At 68.6% G+C, this 23074-nt stretch carries 28 protein-coding genes; 14 read left to right on the forward strand and 14 right to left on the reverse strand.

What is annotated here, in order from left to right; all coding sequences use genetic code 11:
- From C492_RS15535 to C492_RS15565, 7 genes are all read right to left on the reverse strand, one after another.
- Positions 1–1600 (reverse strand): proton-conducting transporter transmembrane domain-containing protein (locus C492_RS15535; RefSeq protein WP_008425322.1); only part of this gene is annotated, 1600 nt, incomplete at its 3' end.
- Complete coding sequence (locus C492_RS15540; protein ID WP_008425325.1) at positions 1593–1967, reverse strand: cation:proton antiporter subunit C; 375 nt, start codon at positions 1965–1967, stop codon at positions 1593–1595. The genes C492_RS15540 and C492_RS15535, both read right to left, overlap by 8 nt.
- Entirely contained in the window at positions 1960–2460 is a 501-nt protein-coding gene (locus C492_RS15545) for an MnhB domain-containing protein (protein ID WP_008425327.1), read from the reverse strand. The genes C492_RS15540 and C492_RS15545 overlap by 8 nt, the downstream gene beginning before the upstream one ends.
- Positions 2460–3008, reverse strand: coding sequence for a DUF4040 domain-containing protein (locus C492_RS15550; protein WP_008425328.1), 549 nt, complete (start codon positions 3006–3008; stop codon positions 2460–2462). Before C492_RS15550 ends, C492_RS15545 begins: the two co-directional genes overlap by 1 nt.
- The gene (gene mnhG, locus C492_RS15555) at positions 3005–3337 is read right to left on the reverse strand and encodes a monovalent cation/H(+) antiporter subunit G (protein ID WP_008425329.1); all 333 of its coding nucleotides are present in this window, start codon (positions 3335–3337) and stop codon (positions 3005–3007) included. The genes C492_RS15550 and mnhG overlap by 4 nt, the downstream gene beginning before the upstream one ends.
- Positions 3334–3615, reverse strand: coding sequence for a cation:proton antiporter (locus C492_RS15560; RefSeq protein ID WP_008425331.1), 282 nt, complete (start codon positions 3613–3615; stop codon positions 3334–3336). The genes mnhG and C492_RS15560 overlap by 4 nt, the downstream gene beginning before the upstream one ends.
- Positions 3612–4649 (reverse strand): monovalent cation/H+ antiporter subunit E, encoded by a 1038-nt coding sequence (locus C492_RS15565; protein ID WP_049893128.1) that lies wholly within the window; start codon positions 4647–4649, stop codon positions 3612–3614. The genes C492_RS15560 and C492_RS15565 overlap by 4 nt, the downstream gene beginning before the upstream one ends.
- Positions 4650–4959: 310 nt before the next feature.
- Here C492_RS15565 and C492_RS15570 point away from each other — a divergent pair, with 310 nt between their 5' ends.
- Positions 4960–6138: a thiolase family protein gene (locus tag C492_RS15570; RefSeq protein ID WP_008425335.1), complete on the forward strand. Its 1179-nt coding sequence runs from the start codon at positions 4960–4962 to the stop codon at positions 6136–6138.
- 66 nt (positions 6139–6204) lie between these two features.
- Positions 6205–7275, forward strand: a complete 1071-nt coding sequence (locus tag C492_RS15575; RefSeq protein ID WP_008425337.1) for a quinone-dependent dihydroorotate dehydrogenase — start codon at positions 6205–6207, stop codon at positions 7273–7275.
- Positions 7276–7280: 5 nt separating this feature from the next.
- Here C492_RS15575 and allB read toward each other — a convergent pair whose 3' ends face one another.
- Positions 7281–8648, reverse strand: coding sequence for an allantoinase AllB (allB, locus tag C492_RS15580; RefSeq protein WP_049893129.1), 1368 nt, complete (start codon positions 8646–8648; stop codon positions 7281–7283).
- 263 nt (positions 8649–8911) lie between these two features.
- Between allB and C492_RS15585 the strand changes: the two genes are divergently transcribed.
- A complete protein-coding gene (locus tag C492_RS15585; protein ID WP_008425342.1) occupies positions 8912–9265 on the forward strand; it encodes a hypothetical protein in 354 nt (117 codons plus the stop codon).
- A gap of 208 nt (positions 9266–9473) precedes the next feature.
- Positions 9474–9932 carry a helix-turn-helix transcriptional regulator gene (locus tag C492_RS15590; protein ID WP_008425344.1) on the forward strand — a complete coding sequence of 153 codons (459 nt, stop codon included), beginning with the start codon at positions 9474–9476 and terminating at the stop codon, positions 9930–9932.
- Positions 9933–9953: 21 nt separating this feature from the next.
- Here the strand turns inward: C492_RS15590 and C492_RS15595 are convergent, their stop codons facing one another.
- Both C492_RS15595 and C492_RS24715 read right to left on the reverse strand, forming a co-directional pair.
- Complete coding sequence (locus C492_RS15595) at positions 9954–10454, reverse strand: DUF7344 domain-containing protein (protein ID WP_008425346.1); 501 nt, start codon at positions 10452–10454, stop codon at positions 9954–9956.
- 179 nt (positions 10455–10633) lie between these two features.
- Positions 10634–10792, reverse strand: coding sequence for a DUF7563 family protein (locus C492_RS24715; RefSeq protein WP_008425347.1), 159 nt, complete (start codon positions 10790–10792; stop codon positions 10634–10636).
- Between the two features lie 102 nt (positions 10793–10894).
- On the opposite strand from C492_RS24715, the gene C492_RS23860 reads away from it, so the two are divergent.
- From C492_RS23860 to C492_RS15610, 4 genes are all read left to right on the forward strand, one after another.
- Positions 10895–11254 (forward strand): hypothetical protein, encoded by a 360-nt coding sequence (locus C492_RS23860; protein ID WP_152424928.1) that lies wholly within the window; start codon positions 10895–10897, stop codon positions 11252–11254.
- Positions 11255–11315: 61 nt separating this feature from the next.
- Positions 11316–11645 carry a winged helix-turn-helix domain-containing protein gene (locus tag C492_RS15600; RefSeq protein WP_049893127.1) on the forward strand — a complete coding sequence of 110 codons (330 nt, stop codon included), beginning with the start codon at positions 11316–11318 and terminating at the stop codon, positions 11643–11645.
- 152 nt (positions 11646–11797) lie between these two features.
- Positions 11798–12073: a PadR family transcriptional regulator gene (locus C492_RS15605; protein ID WP_008425351.1), complete on the forward strand. Its 276-nt coding sequence runs from the start codon at positions 11798–11800 to the stop codon at positions 12071–12073.
- A 179-nt stretch (positions 12074–12252) separates the two neighbouring features.
- Entirely contained in the window at positions 12253–13260 is a 1008-nt protein-coding gene (locus C492_RS15610) for a DUF1616 domain-containing protein (protein WP_008425353.1), read from the forward strand.
- Between the two features lie 58 nt (positions 13261–13318).
- Here C492_RS15610 and C492_RS15615 read toward each other — a convergent pair whose 3' ends face one another.
- A complete protein-coding gene (locus C492_RS15615) occupies positions 13319–13855 on the reverse strand; it encodes a DUF7344 domain-containing protein (protein WP_008425354.1) in 537 nt (178 codons plus the stop codon).
- A 409-nt stretch (positions 13856–14264) separates the two neighbouring features.
- Here C492_RS15615 and C492_RS15620 point away from each other — a divergent pair, with 409 nt between their 5' ends.
- Genes C492_RS15620 through C492_RS15640 form a run of 5 tightly spaced genes read left to right on the forward strand, consistent with a single transcriptional unit; the run spans position 14265 to position 19494 of the window.
- Positions 14265–14843 carry an acyltransferase gene (locus tag C492_RS15620; RefSeq protein WP_008425356.1) on the forward strand — a complete coding sequence of 193 codons (579 nt, stop codon included), beginning with the start codon at positions 14265–14267 and terminating at the stop codon, positions 14841–14843.
- Positions 14840–16003: a DegT/DnrJ/EryC1/StrS family aminotransferase gene (locus C492_RS15625; protein WP_008425357.1), complete on the forward strand. Its 1164-nt coding sequence runs from the start codon at positions 14840–14842 to the stop codon at positions 16001–16003. Before C492_RS15620 ends, C492_RS15625 begins: the two co-directional genes overlap by 4 nt.
- Entirely contained in the window at positions 16000–16977 is a 978-nt protein-coding gene (locus C492_RS15630; protein ID WP_008425359.1) for a Gfo/Idh/MocA family protein, read from the forward strand. The genes C492_RS15625 and C492_RS15630 overlap by 4 nt, the downstream gene beginning before the upstream one ends.
- The gene (locus C492_RS15635) at positions 16974–18425 is read left to right on the forward strand and encodes a nucleotide sugar dehydrogenase (RefSeq protein ID WP_008425361.1); all 1452 of its coding nucleotides are present in this window, start codon (positions 16974–16976) and stop codon (positions 18423–18425) included. The genes C492_RS15630 and C492_RS15635 overlap by 4 nt, the downstream gene beginning before the upstream one ends.
- The gene (locus tag C492_RS15640) at positions 18418–19494 is read left to right on the forward strand and encodes a glycosyltransferase family 2 protein (protein ID WP_049893130.1); all 1077 of its coding nucleotides are present in this window, start codon (positions 18418–18420) and stop codon (positions 19492–19494) included. Before C492_RS15635 ends, C492_RS15640 begins: the two co-directional genes overlap by 8 nt.
- 97 nt (positions 19495–19591) lie before the next feature.
- Here the strand turns inward: C492_RS15640 and C492_RS24270 are convergent, their stop codons facing one another.
- The 3 genes from C492_RS24270 to C492_RS15650 form a co-directional block, all read right to left on the reverse strand.
- A complete protein-coding gene (locus tag C492_RS24270; RefSeq protein WP_008425365.1) occupies positions 19592–19768 on the reverse strand; it encodes an AsnC family transcriptional regulator in 177 nt (58 codons plus the stop codon).
- A 130-nt stretch (positions 19769–19898) separates the two neighbouring features.
- Positions 19899–20336: a universal stress protein gene (locus tag C492_RS15645; RefSeq protein WP_008425367.1), complete on the reverse strand. Its 438-nt coding sequence runs from the start codon at positions 20334–20336 to the stop codon at positions 19899–19901.
- Positions 20337–21104: 768 nt separating this feature from the next.
- Positions 21105–22205, reverse strand: a complete 1101-nt coding sequence (locus C492_RS15650; RefSeq protein ID WP_008425368.1) for a DUF354 domain-containing protein — start codon at positions 22203–22205, stop codon at positions 21105–21107.
- A gap of 200 nt (positions 22206–22405) precedes the next feature.
- Between C492_RS15650 and C492_RS15655 the strand changes: the two genes are divergently transcribed.
- On the forward strand, positions 22406–23074 hold a 669-nt coding region (locus C492_RS15655; RefSeq protein ID WP_008425370.1), incomplete at its 3' end, for a glycosyltransferase.

Genomic DNA, 23074 nt, shown 5'->3' on the forward strand with positions numbered 1-23074 from the left:
CCTCCGAGGTGAACGGCTCGAGCCACTCGAAGAACAGCCCGCCCGCGAACCCGAGCAAGATCGCGAGGGCGACGGCTCCGACGAGCGCGGCGAGCATTCCGATCGAAACGTCGTCGGGCGATCCCCGCCGGAACCGGTCGGACTCCATGAGGATCCCCGGATCGCCGTCCCCGCCGTCGGATCGAGGCTCCGACGAGGATCGCGATCGCTCCCCGCCGTCGGTCGCCACGCCGCGTTCGCCGGGCGACTCGACCGACGGGGCCGGCGTGAAGTACATCTTCTCGAGCAGCCTGGCCGAGTACGCAAGCGTCAGCATCGTGCTGAGCAGGATCACGCCCGCGACGGGCCACAGCTCGGCCTCGACGGCACCGAGGGCGATGTACCACTTGCCGACGAAGCCGGCCGCCGGCGGGATGCCGATCAGCGCCGCCAGCAACAGCGCGATCGGGCCGGCGAGGAACGGTCTGTCGTCGGCGAGGCCGGCGTACTCGTCGACGGTTCGGGCGTCGTAGCTGATCGCGACGATCCCGACGGCGACGAACAGCCCGGCTTTCATCACCCCGTGGCCGACGAGGTGGACGACCGCGCCGACCAGCGCGGTCTCGGTCAGCGCGCCGTAGGCGGCGACGACCAGGCCGAACTGCGAGACCGACGAGTAGGCGAACATCCGCTTGACGTCCTGCTGGAGCACCGCGAGGGCGCTTCCCGCGACCACGCTGACGGCCCCGACGGCGACGACGATCTCCTGGAGGTACGGCGTCGTCGTCAGGAACTCGACGCCGAAGACCGTGAACATCACGCGGCCGAGGGCGTACGCGTAGGCTGTCGAGACCAGCGCCGCGATCAGGGGCGTGATTCCGTCGGGAGCGTGCTGGTAGGCGTCGGGCTGCCAGGTGTGCAGCGGCCACTGAGCGACCTTGAGCGCGAAGCCGACGAAGACGAAGGCGAACGCGGCCCGCAGGAGCGTCAGGTCCCGTCCGCCCGCCTCGAGGATCGCCGGGATCGCCTCGGCGCCGAGCACCTCCATGTTCAGGGCGCCGGTCGCCATGAACAGGAAGCCGACGCCGATTAGGTACAGCGACGCACCGACGGTGCCGAGGATGAGGTACTTCAGGGCTGCGACGGCGGACTCGGGGCCGTCGCCGCTCGAGATCATCGCGTACGTCGCCAGTCCCGTGATCTCGAGGAAGACGAACAGGTTGAACACGTCCCCGGTCAGCGAGATGCCGAGCAGGCCGCCGACGAGCAGCAGGTAGCCGGCGTAGAACGTGTTCCCGCGCGGACCGCCCGTGCGCGTGTACATGAGTAGGCCCGCGGCGGTGAGGGTGACGAGCAGCGCGATCACCGCCGAGAACGGGTCGGCGACGAGTTCGATGCCGATCCCCTGGGGCTCTCCCCACCCCCCGAGGACGTGGACGACGCGTCCGCTCTCGGCGACCGCGCTCGCGAGTGAGGCGGTCGCGCCGAACAGTCCGGTCGTCGCCAGCGCGGCGACCCACCAGCCGGTTCGGTCGGTCCACAGTCCGAGCGCGATCGGCACGGCGGCCATCACGATCGGCGCGGCGATCAACAGCGGCAACAGCGCGTCGGCGCTACTCATCGGCTCGCACCTCCCTGAGCGTGTCCTCGCGGAGGGTGCCGTACTCCGCGTAGATGCGGACGACCAGCGCCAGGCCGACCGCCGTCAGCGCGATGCCGACGACGATGGCCGTCAGGACGATCACCTGCGGGAGCGGACTGGCGACCGCCTCGCCGCTCTCCGCGGGGACGATCGGGGCAGAACCGCCCTCGACGTAGGCGACCGCGATGAAAAACAGGAAGATCGCGGTCTGGAAGAGGTTGACGCCGATCAGCTTCTTCACGAGGTTCTCGTTGGCGATCACCATGTACAGCCCGATTCCCATCAGGACGAACATCAGGGCGTAGGCGTACCGGGACGCCAGGATCTCGAGTCCGCTCTCAATCATCGTTGCCCACCCCCATCTCGTGGTGGTCCGCGTCGTCGCCCACGGGGGTAAAGCCCGCGGCCGTCGCGAAAAACAGCGTCACGATGATCCCGGAGACGATCAGGGCGACGCCGCCGACCTCGACGGCCTCCATCCCCCAGTAGTGGGAGATGCCGAACCGATCGACGAACGCCTCGTACTCGAGGAAGCCGCCCCCGAGCGCCATCGTCGCGACCCCGGTTCCGGCGAAGATGACGACGCCGCCGGTGACGAGGCCGACGATCATCGACTGCCGGATCCAGCGTCGGGTCGACTCGATCCCGAAGGCGAACGCGAGCATGAGGACGGTGACGCCGACGATCGTTCCGCCCTGGAAGCTCCCGCCGGGCGTGTCGGTGCCGTGGAACGTGAGGAACAGGCCGTAGGTCATCGTAAACGGGGCGATGATCTTGACCGCGGTCATGATCACCTGGCTCTCGGTGTAGGTATCGCCGTAGGAGTCGGCGTCGGACATTACGCGAACACCTCCCGTTTCAACACGAGCAACACGGCGATGCCGGCCGCGAAGACGACGACGGCCTCGCCGAAGGTGTCGAACCCGCGGTAGGACGCGAGCACCGCGCTCACCGCGTTGTGAGCGTGGGTCTCGGCGTAGGCCTCTTGGACGTAGTGCACGGTGGGGGTCTCCGAGAGGACTCCCTGGCCCCAGATCGGCGCGTCCTGGGTTCCGACGGCGTACATGTCGGGTAGCAGCGTCGCGAGCACGAGGACGAACGCGCCGACGACGACCACCGCCGGAACGTCGACCCGCTCGAAGACCTCCTCCGCGGACGGACGGGTCGTCCGCGCGATGGTCAACAGCAACAGAATCGTCGTCACGCCGGCGCCGATCGCGGCCTCGGTCATCGCGACGTCGGGCGCCAGCAGGTAGGTGTAGAGGATCGCCATCCCGAGGCTGTAGGCGGCGAAGACGACGATCGCCGACAGGACGTCCCGAAAGAGGGCGGTCGCGACCGCCGACAGCAGGACGAACACGGCGAGCGAGTAGGCGATCGCGCTCACGGCGACTCACCCTCCTCGTCGACGGTGTTTTCGTAGGGAACGATCCCCGACTCGGCTGCCGAGCGGGCGATCGCGTGGGCCGCGGTCGGGTTCGTGATGAACACGAAAAACAGCAACAGGACGGTGTAGACCGTGGCGTGTTGCCAGCCCAGCGCCAGCGCGACGGCCGCGAGCGTCAGCCCCGCGCCGAGCGTGTCGGTCTGGGAGGCGGTGTGAGACCGCGCGTAGACGTCCGGCAGCCGGATGACCCCCACGACGGAGACGAACGTGAAGAACAGTCCGAACGCCACGAGGGCGACGATCGCCCAGAAGCGGATCGTCTCGATCACAGCACCCCACCCCGTTCGACGGTGAACTTCGAGATGGCGATCGCCATCAGGAAGTTCAGCAGGGCGTAGATCAGGGCAATATCCAGAAACGACGTTTCGTCGAGCCCCACGGCCAGCAGCGCGAGGATCACGACGGTGTTGGTTCCCAGCACGTTCACCGCGAGCAGGCGGTCCTGGGTGGTCGGACCGGCGGCGACGCGGTAGAACAACACGATCGCCAGCACGACGAACAGGGCCGCGGCTCCGAGAAAGACGTCGGCGAGCAGTTCGCCGTTCACAGCTCCTCACCACCGATAATCTCGGCGTCGTCGCGCTCGCGCGGCGTGGCGATCGCGGCCGAGTCGCGGCCGTGGAAGACGAACCGCACCGCGCGCTCGAGCGAGCCGTCGAACAGGTCCTCGCGGGCGTCGGCGATCAGCGAGTGGACGATCAGGCGCTGGTCGTCGGCCCGGACCGTCAGCGTTCCCGGGGTCAGCGTGATGCTGTTCGCCAGCGCCAGCAGCGGCAGCCCGCTCCTGACGCGGGCGTCGACCCGGGTCAGCTTCGGATCGATCGGCATCGACGGTCGGAGGATCACCACGGAGATCGCGAGGTTGGCCTTGACGATCTCGTACAGCAGGTAGGGGATATAGAGCGCGAACCGCACCGTCCGCAGCGGCGACTGCACGCGATCGAGCGGAAAGGTAAACGTCACGTTCGCCAGCGTGGCCGCGACGATCCCGGCGACGGCCGCGCCGGTGACCCAGTCGAACCAGTAGGTCGGGTCGCCCAGGATCATGTAGAAGCCGTAGGAGATCACGAACGTCGCGAACAGCCGATCGAATCGCTGGGTCCCGTCGCCGATCAGCCGCTCGTGGCGCGCCGGGCGTTCGACGGGCGCCTCCTCGTAGGCGAGTCCGGCGGCCTCGAGTTCGCGCTCGAGGGGCTGGATGATCCCCGCCGTCGACCCCGGCTGGTACTCCGGATCGAGGACGACGCGGTCGACGTCGTGAGCCGCGGCGTAGGACGCGAACGTCCGCGCGAAGTCCCGCGGACCGAAGAGGTACTCGTCGGCGCCGAGAACCGCCGTCTCGACGGTCACCGACGAGCCCTCGGCGTCCTCCTCGACCCAGCTTTCGGCCTTCGAGAGCAGCGATTCTGCCTCGTCGACCTCGGACGTCCCTTCCGGTAGCTCCCGGTCGCTCGGCATCGCGACGACCAGGTGGCACTCGAGGTCGTCGGTCCGCTCGAGTCCGGATCGGACGGCGTAGCCGACCGTCTGCCGGACGGTCACCGTCTCCGACAGCGGGACGAGGAGTCGTTCAGTCGCCACGGTAGGTCCCTCCGCGCGACCGTCGTTGTACACTCATGGCTCTCGTTGGTAGTCGATTCAAGCGGTAGCCGTAGGAAAACGATTTCGTTATCCGCCGGGCGGGCCCGACGCGTCCCACCGTCGGCTTTCTCGGACGATATCCGCACGGATTACAACGCACACGGCGAGCGATAGACCGCTCGTTCGATTCCGTCGCGGCCGCGCGCGAGGGCGCCGTCTCCGGGACGGCGTCGGCTCGCGGGGACTCGCCGCGGTCGCGGCCGAAAAACGATCACGAACATTGATTCGTGATCCCGTCGTCGCTGCGGGTATGACCGACACGCGCGAGACCGTCCTCGTCGCCGGTGCGCGAACGCCCCACGGAACCCTGCTCGGGTCCCTCGCCGACGTCGAGGCCGTCGAACTCGGACGGACGGCGATCGACGGGCTGTGCGAGCGAACCGCCCTCCCGGGCGACGCGGTCGACTGGGTCGCCCTCGGCAACGCCATCCAGGCCGGGATCGGACAGGTGCCGGGCCGTCAGGCCGTCGTCGAGTCCTCGCTTCCGAACGAAACGCAGGTGACGACGGTCAACGAGGCCTCGGGCTCGGGGCTGCGAGCGATCGCGCTGGCGCTCGACCGGATCGCGGCCGGGCGGGTCGAGTTCGCCGTCGCCGGCGGGTTCGAGTCGATGACCGACGCCCCCTGGATCCTGCCGGACTACCGCAGGGGGCGGCGCCACGGCGACGCGACGCTCAAGGATTCGATGATCATGGACTCGCTGTGGGACCTCAACCTCGACGTGCACATGGGCGAGATCACCGAACGGCTCGTCGACCGCGAGGACGTCTCCCGGGAGGCCCAAGACGAGTACGCCCTCGAGAGCCACCGCCGCGCGGCCGAGGCGATCGAGTCGGGCGCGTTCGACGACGAGATCGTCCCGGTCGACACGCGGGACGGAACGGTCGACGCCGACGAGGGGCCCCGCCCCGACTCGACGCTGTCGGATCTTGCCGCCCTGTCGCCGTCTTTCCGCGAGGACGGGACGATCACCCCCGGCAACGCCTCGAAGCTCAGCGACGGCGCCGGGGCGGTGTTGCTTGCCGACGCGGACGCGGCGGCCGATCGCGGCCTCGAGCCGCTGGCGACCGTCGTCGACTACGAGCTGGTCTACCGCGACCCCGACGAGTTCAACGAGGCCGTCGGCGACGTCGTCGCGAACCTGCTCGCGAGCAACGACCTCGCGGTCGCAGACGTCGACGCCTTCTGGATCAACGAGGCGTTCGCGGCCCAGTCGGTGTACGTCATGGACCGCCTCGGGATTCCCCGCGAGAAGATGAATCCGTCGGGCGGAGCGGTCGCCTTCGGCCACCCGATCGGCGCCTCCGGGGGGATGCTGGCGGCCAGCCTGGCCTACCAGCTCCGGGACGACCCGGACGTCGAGCGGGGTCTCGTCGGGATGAGCGTCGGGGGCGGGGGCGCGATCATGGCGCTGCTCGAGGAGCGCTGACGTGCCGAAGAATCCAGCTCGCGGGTTTCGAGGGGTTTACCTTCCCGCTACCCCCAGTCGGTACCGATGACGCTGTACTCGCGAGTCCGTCCGCTCGCGTTCAAACTCCCGGCCGAGACGGCCCACGTGCTCGGTAAACGGGCGTTACGAGCGGTGCAGTCGACGTGGCCGACTCGAGCGGCGCTCGCCTCGAACTACCGGTACGCCCATCCGGCACTCGAGGTCGAGCTGTTCGGCACCCGGTTTCCGAACCCGGTGGGGGTGGCCGCGGGGTTCGACAAGAACGCCGAGGTGGCCCGCGCCCTCGAGGCGCTGGGGTTCGGGTTCGTCGAGGTCGGGACGGTGACGCCGTACCCCCAGGCCGGAAACGACCGCCCGCGGCTGTTCCGACTGCGGGAGGACGAGGCGATGGTCAACCGGATGGGGTTCAACGGCCAGGGGATGGAACGGGTCCGGGGTCGGCTCGAGCGGGAGGGGGCGCCCCAGGTCCCGCTCGGGATCAACGTCGGGAAGATGAACTCCTCGAGCGAGGACGAGGCGATCGAGGACTACCGGCGCGTGTTCGACCGGCTCGCGCCCTTCGCGGACTACGTCGTCGTCAACGTCTCCTGTCCGAACACGCCCGACGAGTTCGACGAGGCCGCCCCCGACCACCTGCGGTCGATCTTCGAGACCCTCGCGGCCGAGAACGACGACGACGTCCCGATCCTGGTCAAGATCGGCCCCGACTCGCCCGAGGACTCGATGCTCGAGCTCCTCGGGATCGTCGAGGAGCACGACCTCGACGGGATCGTCGCGACGAACACGACCACCAGCCGCGAGGGCGTCACCTCGCCGACGGCCGCCGAGCGGGGCGGGCTCAGCGGGGCGCCGCTGGCGGAGCGCTCGACCGAGACGATCCGGACGCTAGCGAAAAACGCGGACGACGACCTGCCGATAATCGGCGTCGGGGGCGTCGACTCGGCCGAACACGCCTACGAAAAGATCCGCGGGGGGGCCTCGCTCGTCCAGCTCTACACCGGGTTCGTCTACGGCGGTCCCGGGACGGCCAGACGGATCAACCGCGGACTCGTCGACCTGCTCGAACGGGACGGCTTCTCGTCGGTCGAGGACGCGGTCGGGGCCGACCTCGACTGACGGGCTCAGTCGACGTCGACCCGGGTTCCGTACCCCGGCTCGCCGACGACGGCACCGTCCTCGTAGACGACCTCGCCGCGGACGACCGTCGCTGTCGGCTTGCCGACGAACGACTCCCCGACAAAGGGCGTCACGCAGTTTTTCGAGTGGAGCTCGTCGGAGCTCTCGAGGGTCCACTCCTCGTCGGGGTCGACGATCGTGAAGTCGGCGTCGGTGCCGATCTGCAGCGACCCCTTCTCGGGATACATCCCCCACACCTGCGCGGGGCGGGTCGAGTGGCGACGCACCCACTCCTCGAGGGTGAGCCGTCCCCGGTCGACGAAAGAGAGCACGACCGGGACCTCGGTCTCGAGGCCGACGAACCCCGAGGTCGCCTCCCAGGTGTTGCCGAACGGGTCGTCGACCTTCTTCTCCTCGGGGGTGTGGGGCGCGTGGTCGGTCGCGACGCAGTCGATCGCGCCGCCGTCGATCCCGACCTCCCAGAGCCGCTCGCGCTCGTCGGCGTCGCGGATCGGCGGCTGGATTCGGGCGACGTTGCCCTTCTCGTGCATTACCTCCTCGGTAAACCAGAGGTAGTGCGGCGTCGTCTCCGCGGTGACGTCGACGCCGCGTTCCTTGCCGCGGGCGACGGCTTCCGCTGCGGAGCCCGAGGAGACGTGGAACATGTGAATCGACGCGTCGGTCTCCGCGGCGAAGGTGACCATGCGCTCGACGGCCTCCTGCTCGGCGATGACGGGCCGCGAGTGAGAGTGGTCGATCGGGTCGTTCCGACCGTCGGCCTGGAACCGCTCGGTGTAGTAATCGATGATCTCGCCGTTTTCCTCGTGAAAGCCCAGCCGCTTGCCCGTCTCGCCGATCCGTTCCATCGCCTCGAGGATCTCGCCGTCGGTCGGCGGCGGCACGTCCCCGACCGTCGAGCCCAGGAAGATCTTGTACCCCAGGACCCCCGCGTCGTCGAGGTCGGGGATCGCCTCGAGGTTCTCCGAGGTGACGACGGCGTAGCTCTGGAAGTCGACGTGGGCGCCGGCCTCGCCCCGTTCGTACTTCAGCTCGAGGCGCTCGGGGCGGTCGATGACGGGATCGGTGTTGGGCATTCCCACGACGGTCGTCACGCCGCCCGCGGCCGCCGCGCGGGTGGCCGACTCCCAGTCTTCCTTGTACTCGAGGCCGGGCTCGCGGTTGTGGATGTGGCAGTCGACGACGCCCGGCGCGAGGACGCCCCCGTCGGCGTCGAGGACCCGCTCGGCGTCGGGGAGGCGGTCGCCGCGCGCGACGGCGGTGATCGTTCCGTCCTCGACGGCGACGCCCGCGTCGGGGGTTCGCCCGGCGGGGGTGACGACGGTGCAGTTTCGCACGACGAGATCGGCGGTCATCGGGATCACGTACCCGCGAAGCCCGGATATACCTTCTGTTGGCTCGATCGGTCGGCTCTCGCCCGGCGTTGCCCCTCGAGCGCGGCGACCGCGATCGTGGCCTCGAGCCGGTCCTGTCGCTAATCGTGGTTTTCCGCCGGTATCGGCGGATTGGCGCGTTTCCGCCTCGAGATGCGGAAATCGATCGACGCCGTTCGTGCGATTCGCGATCGGTTCGCGTAGGTGAGAGATAACTAACGGGCTCGACCGGGTGCGATCGACCCATGATCGACAGCCTCGTCGTCTTCGTGGTTAGCCTCCTGATCGGCGCGTTCGGTATCTTCGTCGGCGCGAGGGTCGTCGTCGACACCGAGGATTACACCTACGCCTTCATCACCGCCCTCATCGGGGCGATCGTCTGGGCGGTCGTCGGCTTCTTTCTGGGGTGGATTCCGCTCCTGGGGCCGATACTGGTGTTTCTCGCCTACCTCGCGGTGATCAACGCCCGGTATCCGGGCGGCTGGATCGACGCGCTCGTCATCACGGTCGTCGCCTGGCTCGCCGTGCTCGTCGTCCTCTACGTGCTCGCCGTTCTCGGCCTCACCGGATTCGAAGCGGCGGGCGTCCCCGGGGTGTAACGCGCCGCGGACGTATCAGAATAGAACACGATTTTTTGATTTCTAGATATGGCGCTAAATCGCCTGATACTGGACTTTAGGTGACATACAGTGGCTGGGATAACACTACATGATTTATAAAAAATACTTTGTGGGGCGCTGTCGACGGTTCAGCGTAAGACGGTCGCTCCGCAGCGTGCGGTCCCACGGACCGATCTCTCCAGCCACCATGATCACGACTCCTTCCGCTACCGGCGCGCTCGTTCCGTCGACCACCGAGGGTACCGTCCCCGGAGACGTCCCCGGTCCCGGACTCGTCTGGGATCCCCACCTCGCGGCCGTCGTCGGACTCGTCGCGCTGGTGATACTCGGCGGCGTTCTCGTCGCCCGAAACCAGCTGGTCGGGACGACCTCGCTCGGAAGCGAGTCCGAACCGCGTCGCGACGAGGAGTTCATGACCGATCGGGAGTGGGTGTGCGAACTCGTCAAGGAGAACGGCGGCCGAATGAAACAGTCGAAGATCGTCGACTCCGTCGACTGGTCGAAAGCGAAGGTGAGCCGACTGCTGGCCGAACTCGAGGAGGACGAGCAGGTCACGAAGCTCCGGCTGGGACGGGAAAACCTGGTCTGTCTGCCGGGTCACGAGCCGACCGCCTCGAAGTCGCCGGAGCGACCCAAAAACGAGTGAGACGATTCGGGGTCGAGCGGGTTAGCCGAGGAGCTGGTAGAGGCTGCTCGCGGCGACGACGAGCAACGCGAGCACGCTCGAGAGGACGGGATCGAGACTCGAGGCGGTTCCGTCGAGGCCGGCGATCGCGATCAGGAGCAGTCCGAGCAGGCAGATCCCGAGGTGAAGGCGAAGCGTCGAGGAGCGATCGCTCGTCTCGCCGTCGACGTACCCGAGGACGTCGTCGAAGTTCGGACCGGGACGGATCGTCTTCGCTTCGGAGTCGTACTCGATGACGTCGTCCTCCTGGAGCTGCGGGAGGTGGGTCTGCTGGAGGGAGACGTAGACGCTCTTGTAGAGGTTGTTCGGAACCGACGCCGCGTCGGACTCGGTCGACGCGATCTCGGTCGCGACGTCCGAGACGTCGATCTGGCCGGGCTCTCCCGCGAGCAACTGGACGATCGCCCGGCGGCGATCGTTCCCCAGAATGTGAAATACCTCGCTTTCCTCGAGCGAGTCGGTTCGGTTCGTCTGTACGGACATTCTCAAGAAGCGTCCGACGACGTGCAGTTCTCGACCGGTCCGCCACCCACTACCATACGCCAGGGTTTCGCCGACCACCGACTTCAACCTGCGGTATTAATTCCTGTATCTTCGTTCCGGAAGGATTGTATTCTATCGGTCGATACAGGAAACTAACACGGCGAAAACGGGGCGAGCGATTAGCGGGGCAGGTGGCCGCCCGATTGCATCTCCCGATACGTCGTGCAGGCGGGACAGCCGTGGACGACGTCGCCGTTGTCGCCGAACACCCGGGCGAACTGCTGGGTGACGTGTGTCCCGCAGTTTCGACAGCGAGCGCCTGCCGACGACGATTCCATCGGTTTCCAGCCGTGTTGTGTGGGGTTCATGGGTAGGGGAAGGGGGTCGCGGACGGGCGACGGGATCGCGCCATCCGACCTCACTCCCATGCAGGGGGGTAGATGTGGATAAAGGACTGCGACCGTTCACTCCGCGACCGGGTGGATACTCCCGGAAACCCGTCATTTCTGCCCGCGCTGGCGGCTACTGCGGCCGCTATCGGGGCTTTCGGTCGAACGGACGGATCCGATCTCAAGGTGAATTCAGCCGGGTTCTCCCGGGTTCGCCGACCGTTGCCGCGACGTCTCGAATTCGACGCCGATCGAAAGTATCCGTTTCTCGACCGAAAGCAACAGTTTCCGTTGGCGGCGATTTTGCAACTGGGTGTAAGGTCCACCGTTCTCAAATACCACTACCGCTTACCGATCTACGTGTTGGAACGCGGCACCGGGGTCGACGACCGCGGACCGCCGCGGCTCTAGGACCGGAGCTCGTACCGTCTACCGGTACTGGGGGCTCCGGCACAGCTGGGTGATCACGACTATGTCAACGCAAGCGACCGAGACACGAGCGGAATCGGACTCGAACACGTCAGTGAAGCTGAACGTCCTCGGGGACGACTGCGCGCGGACGATCCTCGTCGCGACCAGCGACGGTCCGAAGACGGCCAAGGAGTTGACCGCCCGGACCGACAGCTCCTCGGCGACGGTCTATCGGCGCATCAACAACCTCCTCGAGAGCGACCTCCTCGAGGAGTGCGTCCGCTTCGAGGACAGCGGCTCGCACACGACGGCCTACAGGGCGACCGTCGAGGGACTGCGTGTCAGAATCGACTCGAGCGGGATCGACGTCTCGCTGTCGAAAGTCGAGTAGCGACGGCGGGTTCGAGCGCCGCACGGGGGTGCCGTACCGTCGCGACCAGCATCATCTTACTTCGGGAGGTCGGATCGGAAAGAACTACTAACGCGGCTGTACGATACGGATAACAAATATCCGCTCAGTGGAACGGTCAGTGTGATTGAGCAATGCACGATCTGACCGGCTTCCAGCGCGACCTCCTGTACGTGATCGCGGGCGCCGATCGACCGTCCGGACAGACGGTCAAAGACGAGGTCGAACAGTACTACAGCTCCGAGATCAACCACGGACGGTTGTACCCGAACCTCGACACGCTCGTCAACAAAAGCCTCGTCGAGAAGGGCGAGCTCGACAGGCGCACCAACTACTACGCGATCACCGACGAGGGGCGCGAACGGATCAGCGAGCGCCGCGAGTGGGAGCAACAGTACGTCGACCTGTAGCCCGCCGCTGCCGATCCCGCTCCGGAACCGCGCCGTCGGATCCGTGCGCTCCTGATCGGCCCCGCCGAGCCGTAATCCGGATATAACAAAGCCCGCGAGCGGGGACCGGCTCAACGATCCATGGTAGTAGCCCCCGTTCTCGAGTCGCCGATCGCCCGACCAGCCGCGGTGAGCGTCGGATGAGCCACCCGACCAGCGCGGAGCCGCGGTTCGGCTTTCTCCGGTGGTACCCCCTCGATCTGGCGGTGGTCTCGCTGGCGGCGGCGCTTGCCTACGCCGCCGTCACGAACCTCGAGCCGGGGACCGCGCCGCGGCTGCTGGCGACGTTTCCGCTCGCGCTGTTTCTCCCCGGGTACGCCCTCGTCTCGGTGCTGTTCCCGGCCGGAGAGCGAAGCGCCAGACGAACGGCGCGGACGGCGACGACCCGTCGTCCGCGCGGGATCGACGTCGCCGAGCGGCTCGCGCTCGGGCTGGCCCTGTCGATCGCCGTCGGACCGATCGTCGTGATCGCGCTCCCGTTCGCCGGCTTCGCGCTCGAGGCGGCGTCGGTCGCCGGCGGGCTGGCGGCCGTCGCGATCGGGCTGGCCCAGCTCGGGGTCGTTCGCCGGCTGCGAACCCCCGCGGCCGTCCGATTTACCGTCTCGATCCGGACGATCCGCGAGCGGCTGGGCGGCGGGGTGGGACTGTCGTCGGTCGTCCTCGGCGTCGCGATCGCGGTCGCGCTCGGCGCGCTCCTCGCCGCGTTCCTGTTTCCGGCCTCGGCGGGCGGGTACGATCAGCTCTCGCTGTACTCCGAGACCGAGGACGGCGAGCTCGTCGCCGGGGAGTTCCCCGACGAGGTCGCGCCGGGCGAGTCGGTCCCGGTCACGATCGAGGTCGAAAACGGTCGCGAGGAGCCCCGCGAGTACGCGATCGTCGTTCAGGAGCAGGTCGTCGAGAGCGGCGAGGTCGTCGACCGAACCGAGCGCGGTCGGATCGGAGCGACGGTCGGTGCGGGCTCGACCGCGGACGGCACCTACGAGGTGGCGCCGACGGCCGAACCCGGCGAGACCGTTCGGATCAGCGTCCTGCTGTTCGAGGGCGAGGAGGCGCCGACGACCCCGACCGAGGAGGACGCCCTCGAGGAGGCGTACTTCTGGGTGACCGTCGCGGAGGAACCTGAGCCGGACGAGGCGGAGAGCGAGTAACGGAACCGCGAGCGCCCCGTCGTCGTTCAAATCGCGTCGTCCGCGGGGCGCGGTCGGATTACCGACCCGCCGCGCCGAACGGCAGCGTCAACGTCGGTCGCCTCGAGGCGTACTGGAGGATCGACACCGCCAGCACGGCCAGACAGAGCGCCACCGCGACCAGCGGGGCCAGCGCCGTCGTCGCGGGGCCGACCGACAGCCAGGTGAGCGCGAGCGCGACGACGCCGAGGGCGGTCACCGCCGCGTAGATCCGGTGCCAGGGGCGCTGGTACCCCGGGCGCCTGTCGAGGTACGGCTCGAACACGTCGGCGCTGGGGAGGAGTTCGATCGTATGCGTGTCGGGGTCCCAGTCGACGATGCCGTGGTCCTCGAGCATCGGCAGGTGGGTCTGGTACAGCGAGATGTAGACTCGGCGCCGCTGGGTCCGGGTCACCTCGGTGGTCCCGATCCCGTTCTCCCAGGCGGCGACCTGCTCGACCAACGGCGCGAGGTCGCAGGTGCCGCCCCCTCGCCGGAGGTACTTGACGGCGTGGCGCCTGCGCGCGTTGCTGAAGACGTCGAACAGTTCGGCCTGACTGAACTCCCCGTCGGTCATGGTTTCCCTCCCGATTCCGACTCCCGTATCCGTCCGTGGGGGCTGTTCGGATGACTCACACCACCGAGTGGGACGGGTCGAGCCTTTACTATCTCGCAGTTACCGACCTGAAACCGCTATATACCGGTTAGGAGCCGTGATTAACGTCAGAACCGGATTTTCACCGATCTGAAGTCCGGCGTCGGCGGCGAGCGACCGCAGATCGGGGCCTCGCCGGCGTCCGTCCCGCGAGCGCTCGCGTAGTACGGGACTACGCGCCCGTCAAGCCGGGGATAACAAAGCCGCGCTATCGGGTGTGTCCGGACGACTGCCCCTTCGGGCACCGAGTAGCTATGAGAGAACACAGACACGACCGACGAGACAAGGAGGGACGGTTTCCGAGCGCCCCCTCGAGCGGAGGCGGGTCCCCGTGACGCGGTTCGTCTCGGGCGAGAACTGTACGATCGCCGCCGACGCGACGATCGATCACGGCGAGTTCGACGAACCGACCAGAATCGGCGCCGACGCGACGATCAGGGCCGGTTCGATCGTCTACGGGGACGTGACGATCGGCGACGGGTTCACCACCGGCCACGACGTCCTGATCCGCGAGCGAACCGTCATCGGCGACGACGTCCTCGTCGGCACGAAGACCGTCGTCGACGGCGAGACGACGATCGGTTCGCACGTGAGCCTTCAGACGAACGTCTACGTGCCGACCGAGACGACGATCGGGGACAACGTCTTCGTCGGCCCGGGTGCCGTCATGACCAACGACGAGTACCCCGTCCGAACCGAGGCCGACCTCGAGGGGCCGACCCTCGAGGACGGCGCCTCCGTCGGCGCGAACGCGACGATCCTGCCGGGGGTGACCGTCGGCGAAAACGCGTTCGTCGCGGCCGGCGCCGTCGTCGTCGATGACGTCCCCGCCGACAGTCTCGCCGTGGGCGCACCGGCCCGAACGCGACCGCTTCCAGCCCCCCTCGAGGGACCGAACCAGCTCGAATGACCGACACCGAAACCGACGCCGACGGCGCCGTCGAGCGCGCCCCCGCGGACGGCGAGTCCGTCCCGATCGCCGACCCGTCGCTCGGCGAGGACGCGATCGACCGGGTTCGGGAGATCCTCGAGCGCGGCGAACTCGCCGACGGCCCCGAGGTTCGGGCCTTCGAGGCGGAGTTCGCCGCCTTCTGTGGCACCGACCGGGCGGTCGCGACCTCGAACGGGACGACGGCGCTGGTGACCGCCCTCGAGGCGCTGGGTCTCGAGGACGGCGACGCGGTCGTCACCTCGCCGTTTTCGTTCGTCGCGAGCGCGAACGCGATCCGGCTCGCGGGCGGGACGCCCGTGTTCGCCGACATCGACCCCGAGACGTACGCGCTGGATCCCGGCGCGGTCGAACGGGTCGTCCGCGAGCGCGAGGACGTCGTCGGCCTGCTGCCGGTACACCTCTACGGGCTCGCAGCCCCGATGCCCGCGCTGTCCGATATCGCCGACGAGCACGGCCTGTTCGTCCTCGAGGACGCCTGCCAGGCCCACGGCGCGAAATGTGAGGGGACGCGGGTCGGCGCCCTCGGCGACGCCGCCTGCTTCTCGTTTTACCCGACGAAGAACATGACAACGGGCGAGGGCGGGATCGTCACGACCGACCGCGAGGACGTCGCCGACCGGGCGACCCGGTACGTCAACCACGGCCGCGGCGAGACCGGAACCGGCGGCTACGACCACCTCGAGCTGGGCCACAACCACCGGATGACCGGGATCGCGGCCGCGATCGGTCGGGTCCAGCTCGAGGGGCTGCCGGCCCGGAATCGGGCGCGTCGCGAGCACGCGGCCGCCTACGACGAGGCCTTCGCCGACCTGCCCCTCGAGACGCCGACCGAGCCCGCCCGATACCGCCACGTCTACCACCAGTACACGGTTCGGGCGAACGACCGGGACGCGCTCGCGGCGGCGCTCGCGGAGCGAAACGTCGACACCGGGATTTACTACGAGCGACCGATCCACCGCCAGCCGGCCTACGACTCCGTGAGCACGGCCGCGGCGACGTTCCCGGAGGCCGAGCGGGCCGCCGAGGAAGTCCTCTCCCTGCCCGTCCACCCGACGCTGTCGGCCGACGGGCGACGAACCGTCGTCGAGGCGGTACACGACTACTACGATACGCAATGACAGACCAACCTCCCGTCAGGACCGGCGTCATCGGCGCCGGTTCGATGGGCGAGAACCACGCGAGGGTGTACAGTGAGCTGCGAACCGTCGACCTCGTCGGCGTCGCCGACCGCGACCGCGAGGTCGCCCGACGGGTCGCCGCCGAGTACGGAACCGACGCCGTCGACTTCGAGACGCTGCTCGATCGGTGCGACGCCGTCACCGTCGCGGTACCCACTCACGCCCACGCCGACGTCGTCTCGCGGTGTCTCGAGGCCGGCCTCGACGTCCTCGTGGAGAAGCCGATCGCGGGATCGGTCGAGGAGGGACGCGCCCTCGCCGAGCTAGCTCGGGAGCACGGGCGGGTCCTCCAGGTCGGCCACATCGAGCGGTTCAACCCCGCGGTGGGGATGCTCGAGGAACTGGTCGACGATCTCGAGATCATCAGCGTCGAGGCCGAACGGCTCGGCCCGCCCGTCAACCGGGACGCGCCCGGCGACGTCGTCTTCGACCTGATGATCCACGACGTCGACGTCGTCGGCGCCGTCCTCGGCCGGGAGCCGACGTCGATCTCGGCGATCGGCGCGGCCGACGGGCGGTACGCGACGGCGACGATGGAGTACGGCGACGTGGTCGCCGCCCTGACCGCGAGCCGGGTCACACAGAAGAAGGTCAGGCGGCTCACCGTCACCGCCAGGGAGTGTCTCGTCGAGGTCGACTACCTCGAGCAGTCCGTGCTCATCCACCGGGACTCCTACCCCGAGTACCTCACCGACGACGGCCAGAGCCGCTACCGCCACGAGAGCGTCGTCGAACGGCCCCGAATCGCCACGAGCGAGCCCCTGCGGTGCGAACTCGAGTCGTTCCTCGAGGCCGTCCGCAGCGGGTCCGACCCCGAGGTGACCGCCGAGGACGGCGTCGCCGCTCTCGAGACGGTCCAGGCGATCGACGCGAAACTCGGCGGACGACGCGGGCGGGAGGTGAACGCCCGATGAGCGCTCGTCCGCCCGCGCCGTACGACGGCGAGCTATCGGCCGAGGAACTCCGCGAGCGACTCGTCGGGGGCGAGATCCCCGTCGCCGTCTACGGGCTCGGCAAGATGGGGCTGCCGTTGGCGGGCGTCTACGCCGAGACCGCGGGCGACGTCGTCGGCGTCGACGTCGACCCGGCCGTCGTCGAGACCGTCGCCGAGGGACGGAGCCACGTCGTCGGCGAACCCGGGCTCGACGAGCTCGTCGCCGACCAGGTCGCGCGCGGACGGCTCGAGGCGACGACCGACGGCGCCGCGGCCGCCGCGGACGCCCGGATCCACGCGATCATCGTGCCGACGCTTGTGACCGAGGACGACGAGCCGGACCTGACGACCGTCGAATCCGTCCTCGAGGACGTCGCCGCGGGGCTCGCGCCGGGCGATCTGGTGATCGCCGAGTCGACGCTGCCGCCCGGTTCCTGTCGGGACGTCCTGTACCCACACCTGCGCCAGGAGAGCGGGCTCGAGCGCGGAGCCTTCGGGCTCGCGTTCTGTCCGGAGCGGACGTCCTCGGGGAGGGCCTTGCGGGACATCCGCGGGGCCTACCCGAAGGTCGTCGGCGGCGTCGACGCGGCGAGTACCCGCGCGGCCGAGCTGATCTACGACGAGATCACGAGCAACGAGGTCCATGCGGTCTCGGACGCGACGACCGCGGAGGCCGTGAAGGTGTTCGAGGGCGTCTACCGCGACGTCAACATCGCGCTGGCCAACGAGCTGGGGCGGCTCGCCGACGAGCTGGGGATCTCCGTCCGCGAGGCGATCGACACTGCCAACGGCATTCCGGTGTGTCAGCTCCACGAGCCGGGCCCCGGCGTCGGCGGTCACTGCATCCCCTACTACCCGCACTTCCTGCTCTCGCGGTTTGAGGAGCCGATGCCGGTGATGCGAACGGCCCGGGAGCTCAACGACGCGATGCCGTCGGTGGTCGTCGACAGGCTCGCCGACGAGCTGGCGGCGACGGGGACCGACCTCGCCGAGGCCTCGGTCGCGGTGCTTGGGATCACGTACCGCCCCGGCGTCGAGGAGACCCGCGCCTCGCCCGCGATCGGCGTCATCGAGGCGCTCCGGGAGGCCGGCGCCGACGTCGCGGGCGTCGATCCGCTGGTCGATCCCGCCGAGTACGGCGCCCGCCCGGTCGCCCTCGAGGATCTGCCCGACGAATCCTTCGACGGCGCCGTCGTCGTCACGCCCCACGAGGAGTTCGAGGCGATCCCCTGGCGCGACCTCGAGCCGATGGTCGTCGTCGACGGCCGGGACGCCGTCGACCTCTCGGGGACCGGACACCGCCAGTACACGTTCGCCGGGAGCCGCGGGGGCTCGCCGCCCGCAGTCGACGCGGGCGAGGGAGACGGCGCGAGCGACGCGTCGGAGTCGCCGGAGCCGAGGCGAACGGACGGTGGACGCGATGTATAAGGGCAAGTCGGTCGCGGTCGTCGTCACCGCCTACGACGAGGCGCCGTTCGTCGGCCGCGTCCTCGAGACGGTGCCCGTCTACGTCGATCGGATCTACGCCGTCGACGACGCCTCGCCCGACGGCTCCTGGGCCGTTATCCGGCGGGTCGCCGAGCGAATCAACGAGTCAGCCGAATCCGCGCGGGCGGTCGCCGACGGCGGCGACGGCCGACGGATCGTCCCGATCCGTCACGAGGAGAACAGGGGGTACGGCGGCGCGGTCAAGACGGGCTACGAGCGGGCCGTCGACGACGGAATCGACGTCGTCGCCGTGATGAACGGCGACGGCCAGATGGACCCCGCGATCCTCGATCGGATCCTCGACCCCGTCGTCGACGGTGAGGCCGACTACGCGAAGGGGAACCGACTGCTCGCGCCCGAGGATCGGGACTCCATGTCGACGTTCCGGTTCGTCGGCAACGCCGCGCTTACGGGCCTCTCGAAGTTCGCGACGGGCTACTGGACGCTGTCGGACCCCCAGAACGGGTACACCGCCATCTCCCGGGAGGCGATCGAGGCCCTCGACCTCGAGGCGATCACCGACCAGTACGGCTTTCTCAACCACGTCCTCACCCACCTCAACGTCGCTGAGTTCCGGGTCGCCGACGTTCCCATGACGGCCGTCTACGGCGAGGAGGAGTCGAGCATCGGCTACCCGTCGTTCGTTCGGTACGTCTCCCTGCTGTTGCTGCGGAGCTTCCTGTGGCGGCTCAAGACCCGGTACCTCGTCCGGAGCTTCCACCCCGCGGTCGTCTTCTACGGCGCGGGCGCGACCGGGCTGGCCGGCGGGCTCGTCGGACTGGTCGGCTCGCTCGCTCGAGCGGTCCGCGGCGCCGAGAGCTTCACGGGCGCGGTCGCTTCCTTCGTCGCCGCGCTGGTCGGTACGGTCGCGCTCGGGATCGCCATCTGGCTCGACCGCGAGGAGAACGCCCACCTCGAGGTGAGCCCGTACGATCGACCCGACGAGGATGTCGCGGACGACGGACCGTCGGATCGGCTCGGCGAAACGGCAGCCCGGTCGGTTGACTAACGGAGTCGACGGGACGGGTGCCTCGTCGTCCCCGATGCTGCGCCGGACAATTGTTACGTAGAGCGTGCGACGGAGTTGGATCGCTCGAAACTACGGCTTAGACCTCTTTTTCGGCGATAAACGCGTCGATCACGCGATCGGTGGCACCGCTGCGAGACAACACCGTTACGATGTCGTCCGGCTGGATAACGGTCGTCCCGTGAGGTGTCAACACATCCTCTTCTCGCTCGCTCGCGATACCGAGCGAGTCGTCGTCGAGGACGCCGCGTTCCACCGCCTCCTCGAGCGTGCGGCGACGATCGGAGCGCCAGCCCGTACGGCCACGTCGACGACGTCCCCGCGGTCGCTTCGCGACCGACTGTTCGGTCGCCGCTGAAACGGGCGACGGGTTCGATCGGTTTCGGTCAGTCGGTGTTCGCTTCCGGCAGTGCGATAACGGGTCGGTTCGCCTGGGTGACGAGTTTGAGCGAGCGGTCTCCCGACAGGAACTTCACGAGCCGGTTTCCGCGCCGGGACCGGTACGCGATCGCACTCGCGTCTACCTCGTCGGCAGCCTCGAAGATCGCTTCGACGACGTCTCGGGCGTAGACGGTGTGATCGTTCGCGTCGGGGAAGACGGTACGGAACGCAGCGTACGCCTCCGTGGCAGCCTCCTCGGATTGCTCGACGGGCGTTTTGTCCGGAACGCCCTCTCCTTTCTCGACGACGTGGAGGGCGGTGACCTCCGTCGGTCGATACGGCTCGAGGCTCGTCGCGGTCGTGCGAGCGTCGTCCTCGTGTGCGACCGGAACGAGGACGTGCGAAAGGAGATCGCGGCTGGAGTCGTTCGGGGTCTGAGCCATACGGGTACTAGCGGGACTGCAATGATAATCGTTGGGCGCGGTCCGGGACGAACGCCACCCGAAAGACACGGCGGAACCGGCGACCCGCCTCGAGGACGAGTGGTTCGAGACGCCGAAAGCATCTCGTCAGCGAGCGAGACCGGAGGTCTCGCCGACATCGCGGCGCTTCGCTCCGCTCGGTCACGAGCGAGCGTTGCTCTCTCGACCGACCCCGAGGCACTCGCCGTACTCGTCCGTAGACGGTCGCCTCTCGGGGCGGTTTTCCGTTCTCCGCTCGGCCGACGGTCGAATTCCGCCGTCTCCGGACCGTAGCGAAGGTCGATCGAGACTACCGCCTTCGACGGAACCGCGCTTTCCGAGCCTGATCGAGGCGATACTGAATTCCCCAGACGAGCCAGATCAGCAGAATCCCGGTCCCGACAACGGTCTCGAGTCGAATCAGTCGAGTATCGTACACTCTCGTAACGAGAAAGACGAACAGCGACCAGACGAGTATCACGTATAGTATTTGGTCGAAAGATCGAGATGTTATCAGATCCTTGACCGACATTGTCTCCCTTTTGGCAGCCCTCGTACTAAGAACTCGTGGTGGATTTCCGCCACAGCGGTCGGAGTGAGACGCACTGGCCAACTAGGGCGGAGCGGTTGCCCCGTTCGACTCGTCTCGTTCGTTCGAGTCGGCGGGACGGGACGCCCCCGCCGGTCGGGTTCGTTCCAGTCGTCGCCTCCTCGAGCGTCGAGTCGGCACCCAGCGACGTTTTGGGCCGACTACAGCGACTGCGATCGGGGCCGAATCGCCCGCCTGGCGGGCGGGTCGAGCCGTTCGAGCGAGCCCCGGGCGGTCGCGACGTCGACGAGCAACTCGGTCAGGTTCACCAGCTCGCCGACGTACGCCCGCCGACGTCGCTGCCACCGGACGGCGGCCTCGCCGTCGGCGAGGACCTCGAGCGAGCGGTCCCGAAGCGCCTCGTAGGCGTCGAACTGTTCGGCGAGGCCGGCCCGCTCGAGTTCCTCGAACTCGCCGTACTCGTGGTCGTCGGTGCCCCGGTAGCGGAAGGCTGGGGTGCCCAGCAGGGCGGCCTCGGTGGCCATCGTTCCCGTGTCCGCGACCAGCAGCGAGGCCTCGGCCATCGCGTCGTGGATCAAGGCGGGGTGGAGGCCGTACGGCCGGGCGGGGGTGTCCCGCAGCTCCATCCCGCCGCCCTCGTCCGAGACGAAGACGGTCGCGTCCTCGCTCAGGCGCTCGATCAGGTCGCGTCGCTGCTCGCGTGAGAACCCCTCGAGGTCGGCGTCGTGAAGCGCGTCGAGGGCGTTGAACCGCAAGAGGACGTAGGGCTCATCGGGGCCGACGTCGAGGTACTCGCGGATCCGCCCGTCGGGCTCGAAGACGTCGGGGTGGAGGTAGGCGCACTCCTTGAACCCCTCGAACGTGTAGTGGTCCGGCCCCAGGTCGCGACGGGTGACCGCCGGCGAGAGGATGCAGTCGGCGAACGGGCGGGAGACGACGTGGTTGAAGTCGCCGGGCTCGTCGTCGAGGACGAGCACCGTCGGCGCCCGCGTGACCGTTCCCGCCAGGGCGGCGTAGGGTCCCCGCCCGAAGACGACGTCGGGGCGAAACCGCACCGCCTCGCGGACGATCGTTCCGAACTGTCCGCCCAGCTCGCGGGCGAACTGCAGCCGAGAGTAGGCGTCGGTGCCGTGGTCGCCGTACACCCGGTACGGCATCCCGAAAAACTCGAGCAGGTCGGTCGTGCAGGCGTACTCGCGGGTCAACACGAGGACGTCGTGGCCGGCGCGCTCGAGCCTGGCGACGGCGTGGCGGTACAGGTGGACGTGGGCGGGCGTGTTCGCGAAGACGAGGATCCGCATCGGTACCCCGTAGCCGCCGTCGATCCTTTGTAATCGTCGGGCTATCGGCGGACGGATCCGCGGGCGTCGCCGCGAGCCGGCCGCGGCTCCCCCGCCGAGCCGCGAGCGCTCCTCGGTCGCCGTGTACGCTCCCCGTAACGTTTCGCGGAGAGAGATTTTCGAACCGATAACAAACCGTCTCGCGGGGGTGGCCTCCGCCGATGAACGTCCTCGTCGTGACGGCCAACGCCGACGCGCCGTTTCTGACCCAGCAGGTGGACGCGCTCGAAGAGCGAGGCGTCTCCTTTCGGATCCTGCCGATCGCGGGCGAGGTCGGCGCCGACGTCGATCGGAGCCCGCTCGATTACCTCCGGACGGTCCCGCGGGTGCTCCGCGAGGCGGATCCCGAGTACGACCTGGTTCACGCCCACTACGGGCTGACCGCGCCCGCGGCGCTGGCTCAGCTCCGGCTTCCCGTCGTCCTCTCGCTGTGGGGCTCGGACGTCCACGGCCCGGCCGCGCCCGTGAGCAGGCTCTGCGCCCCGCTGTGTGCGGAGACGGTCGTCATGTCCGCGGAGATGCGGGCCGCGCTCGGCCGGGGGACGGTGATCCCCGATGGCGTGGATCTCGAGCGGTTCCGTCCCGAACCTCGCTCGCGCGCCCGCGAGGCCGTCGGCTGGCCCGACGACGAGTACCACGTCCTCTTTCCCTACTCTCCCGCGCGCACGGTGAAAAATTACCCGCGGGCCGAGCGCGTCGTCGCCGCCGCCTCGCGGCGCCTCGAGCGACCGGTGCGGCTACGGACGGTCTCGGGGGTCGACCACGACGCCGTCTCGACCTACATCAACGCTGCCGACGCCCTGCTTTTGACCTCCGACAGCGAGGGATCT

The organism is Natronococcus jeotgali DSM 18795 (assembly GCF_000337695.1).
Classification (GTDB): Archaea; Halobacteriota; Halobacteria; order Halobacteriales; family Natrialbaceae; genus Natronococcus; species Natronococcus jeotgali.